This window comes from Streptococcus parasanguinis (genome assembly GCF_001578955.1).
Taxonomy (GTDB): Bacteria; Bacillota; Bacilli; order Lactobacillales; family Streptococcaceae; genus Streptococcus; species Streptococcus parasanguinis_U.
In genome coordinates, this window is the sequence record NZ_KQ969689.1 from 370,852 (window position 1) to 374,895 (window position 4,044).

Consider the following 4,044-nt stretch of genomic DNA (forward strand, 5'->3'; position numbering starts at 1 on the left):
TGCCCGATGTCATCTTTGCAGGGACAGAATCGCGAAAACCGCTGAATTATGCCTGTGTCACAGTTGTCTTAGATAACCAGGATGGTTTTATCCAGCAGGCAGGTAAAGAAATTCGTGTCGAACGGCATATTTATCGTTCTGGAGACAGCGAGTACAAGATCGACGGCAAGAAAGTACGTCTCAGAGATGTGCATGATTTGTTCATGGATACGGGATTGGGACGTGATTCCTTCTCTATTATCTCCCAAGGACGGGTAGAGGAGATCTTTAACTCCAAACCGGAAGAACGCCGGGCAATCTTTGAAGAAGCTGCCGGTGTCTTGAAATTTAAGACACGACGCAAGGAAACCGAGACCAAGCTCAATCAAACCCAGGAAAATTTGGACCGTCTGGAGGATATCCTCTATGAATTAGAAGGACAGATCCAACCTCTTGAAAAGCAAGCGACTGTCGCTCGCCGTTTCTTGGAATTAGACCAAGAACGGCAGGTTCTCTTGCTGGATGTTTTAGTTGCTCAAGTCGATCTGACAAAAGAGCTCTACGAAAAAGCTGATCAAGAAGAAAAGGCTATTCAAGAACAGTTGGCTTCTTATTACCAACGTCGTCAGGTCTTAGAAGAAGAGAATGTACGCATCAAGAAAGCCCGCCATCAGTTGGATGAGAGCTTAGCTGAAGACCAGGCCAGCTTGCTAGAGGTCACTCGATTGATCAGTGATTTGGAAAAGCAAATCGAAGTAGCTAAGTTGCAATCGAGTCAAGCAGCCCATAGTCGCAGGGAAAATCTTGAGCGGCTGGATGCTGTTTTGGCCCGTCTGGAAGAAGCGAAACAAGAGCTGGCTCAAAAACAAGAGACGCTAGCTGTGCTTCAACAAAGGCTGACAGAGAACCGGCAGCAACAAGAAGAGTTGGAAAAAGAATTAGCCAACTACGAAGAAGATCCGGAACAAGTCATTGAGCATCTACGCGAGCAGTATGTCGCGCTCTTGCAGACGGAGGCTGAAAAATCGAATGAGCGGACAGCTATTGAGAGCCGGATCCAAGCACTATTGCAAGAATCAAGCCATCGTCAAGAGGATTTGACCAAGGCACAAACAAACTTTGAAACTGCCAAGGAAAAAGAAGTCCGACAATTGAAAGAGTTGGATCAGGCACAAGCGAGGGTCAAAGGTTTACTAGTAGAATATCAAGAGCAATTGGTAAAAGTGGAGCAAGCCAAAGCTGCCTACCAAGAGGCTCAAGCGGCCATGTTTGACTTGATGGATGAGAGCAAGAATAAGCGGGCGCGGATCAATAGCTTGGAAGCCATTCAGAAGAACTATAGTAACTTCTATGCAGGCGTCAAGAGCGTTTTGCAAGAAGCAGAACGTCTAGGAGGCATCTGTGGAGCTGTTAGTGAGAATTTGAATTTCTCAAAAGACTACCAGACGGCGCTTGAAATTGCTCTGGGAGCAAGCAGCCAACAGATCATTGTCGAGGATGAAAAGGCCGCAACGCGAGCGATTGACTTCTTGAAACGCAATCGCTTGGGACGGGCAACTTTCCTTCCGCTAACGACCATCAAAGCCCGTCAACTATCTCCTCGGAATTTGGAATTGATTCAAGCCAGTGCAGGATTTCTAGGAATTGCGAGTGACTTAGTGACCTATGAGCATCGGTTTGAACAGATTTTCCAAAACCTGCTTGGAGTAACGGCCATCTTTGACACGACGGAGCATGCGCGTGAGGCGGCTCGTAAAGTCAATTATCAAGTTCGGATGGTGACCTTGGATGGGACTGAATTGCGGACCGGAGGATCATATGCCGGTGGTGCCAATCGTTCCCAAAATACGGTCTTTGTCAAACCAGAATTGGATAGTTTGAAGCAGGAAATGCAAGCTCTGGATGCTCGTTTGAGAGAAGCTGAGCAGGAAGTAGAAACCAAAGACAATCTGCTCAAGCAAGCGCAAGAATACCTGGCCTCCATTCAAAGCCAAGGTGAACAAGCGCGTCTGGAACAACAGCGGGCCCAATTGGCCTACCAACAAAGCCAAGAGCAACTGAAAGAAATTCAGGAACTCTTAGAAGCTTTGAAGTCAGAATTGGCAACAGATGCGACCCAATCTCTCCAAGAAGAGCTGGAGTCCCTTACTGAGAAATTGGCAGAAATTGAGCTTCAAAAAGAAAATTTGAACCGCGACATTGAAACCATGAAGTCGGACAAAGATGTTCTGCAACAAAAAGTACAAAACCTGCAAGAGCAATTGGCAGAATTGCGACTTCAACAGACCGAGTATAAGAGCCAACAAAGCTATGAGCAAACAGATGCTCGTCGCTTGGAAGAAACGATCTCCCAGTTGGAAGTAGAAGAGCATCAGTTGCAATTGCTGATTGAACAAGGCGAGGCCAAAGTTCAGACAGTGGATGTAGAGCAGCTAGCCAACCAATTGACACAGGCCCAAGCCAAGAAAACGGAACTGGAACAAGGGGTCATTCGGAAACGCTTTGAGCTGGATGATTTGGAAGGCCAGGCCGAAGATGTTGCAGAACAGATGGAACAAGCTCGCAAGAAAAACGAAGAGTGGATTCGTCAACAAGCCAAGGCTGAAGCGACGCGTGAAAAGCATGCGGATCGTTTGAACAAGCTTTTAACGCAAATTACCGATGAATTCATGCAAAGCTTTGACCAAGCCAAAGAGCAGGCCAAACCTGTTGAAAATCTTGCGGCAGCTGAAAACCAGCTCAAGAGCATCGAAAAAGATATTAAGGCACTTGGTCCAGTCAATGTGGATGCGATCGGGCAGTATGACGAGGTGAAGGGACGCTTTGATTTCCTTTCGAGCCAGCGTGAGGATGTCTTGGCTGCGAAAAACATGCTTCTGTCTACCATCAACGACATGAATGACGAAGTCAAGGAACGCTTTAAATCAACTTTTGAAGCCATTCGTGAATCCTTTAAAGTCACTTTCCGTCAAATGTTTGGTGGGGGGGCTGCTGATTTGATTCTGACAGAGCCAGATCTTCTGACAGCTGGTGTTGAGATTTCTGTGCAGCCACCTGGTAAAAAGATCCAATCCTTAAACCTCATGAGTGGTGGAGAAAAGGCCTTGTCTGCCTTGGCTCTCTTGTTCTCGATTATTCGTGTCAAGACTATTCCATTTGTCATTTTGGATGAGGTAGAGGCAGCCCTAGATGAGGCCAATGTTAAGCGCTTTGGGGATTATTTGAACCGCTTTGATAAGGAAAGCCAGTTTATTGTCGTGACGCACCGGAAGGGAACTATGTCGGCTGCAGATTCCATCTATGGTGTGACCATGCAAGAATCAGGGGTTTCTAAAATCGTCTCAGTAAAATTGAAAGACTTAGAAAATGAAGAATAATGAAATTAAATTGATCGCTACGGATATGGATGGAACTTTTTTAAATGACCAACATCAGTATGATCAAGACCTTTTACGCAAGGTATTAGCAAGTTGCAAAGAAAAAGGCATCTATTTTGCTGCTGCAAGTGGCCGTGCCCTCCTTTCTCTCAAATCTCTCTTTAAAGGATTTGAGGACCAGATGATTTTCATTGCTGAAAATGGTAGTGTGGTAGAATTTCATGGAGAAGATCTCTACGAAGCGACCATGTCCAAAGACTTTTATTTGGGTGTTTTTGAGGCTTTGAAATCCTCACCTTATGCAGACCCGAATAAGCTTCTTTTGACTGGGAAAAAAGGGAGCTATGTCTTAGAAACAGTAGATCCCGACTATCTGGCCTTGAGTCAGCACTACAATGAAAACATTCAAAAAGTGAAAAGCCTAGCAGATATTCAGGATGAAATTTTCAAATTGACCACCAACTTTGATGCAGCTCTTGTACTTGAAGGTGAACAATGGGTCACTGAGAATATCCCCGGTGTCAAAGCGATGACGACAGGTTTTGAATCGATTGATATTGTCCTCGATTATGTCGATAAGGGAGTGGCCATTACCGCCTTAGCGGATAAACTAGGGATCTCGATGGATCAGGTGATGGCTTTCGGGGATAACTTAAATGACCTCCATATGATGCAAGTCGTGGGCCAT

The 4,044-nt window shown here is 45.6% G+C and carries 2 protein-coding genes; both read left to right on the forward strand.

What is annotated here, in order from left to right:
- Nucleotides 1–3,356: chromosome segregation protein SMC (smc, locus tag SPADD19_RS01755; RefSeq protein WP_241496397.1), on the forward strand; the 3,356-nt coding region annotated here is incomplete at its 5' end.
- Nucleotides 3,346–4,044: HAD-IIB family hydrolase (locus tag SPADD19_RS01760; protein ID WP_061455048.1), on the forward strand; the 699-nt coding region annotated here is incomplete at its 3' end. The genes smc and SPADD19_RS01760, both read left to right, overlap by 11 nt.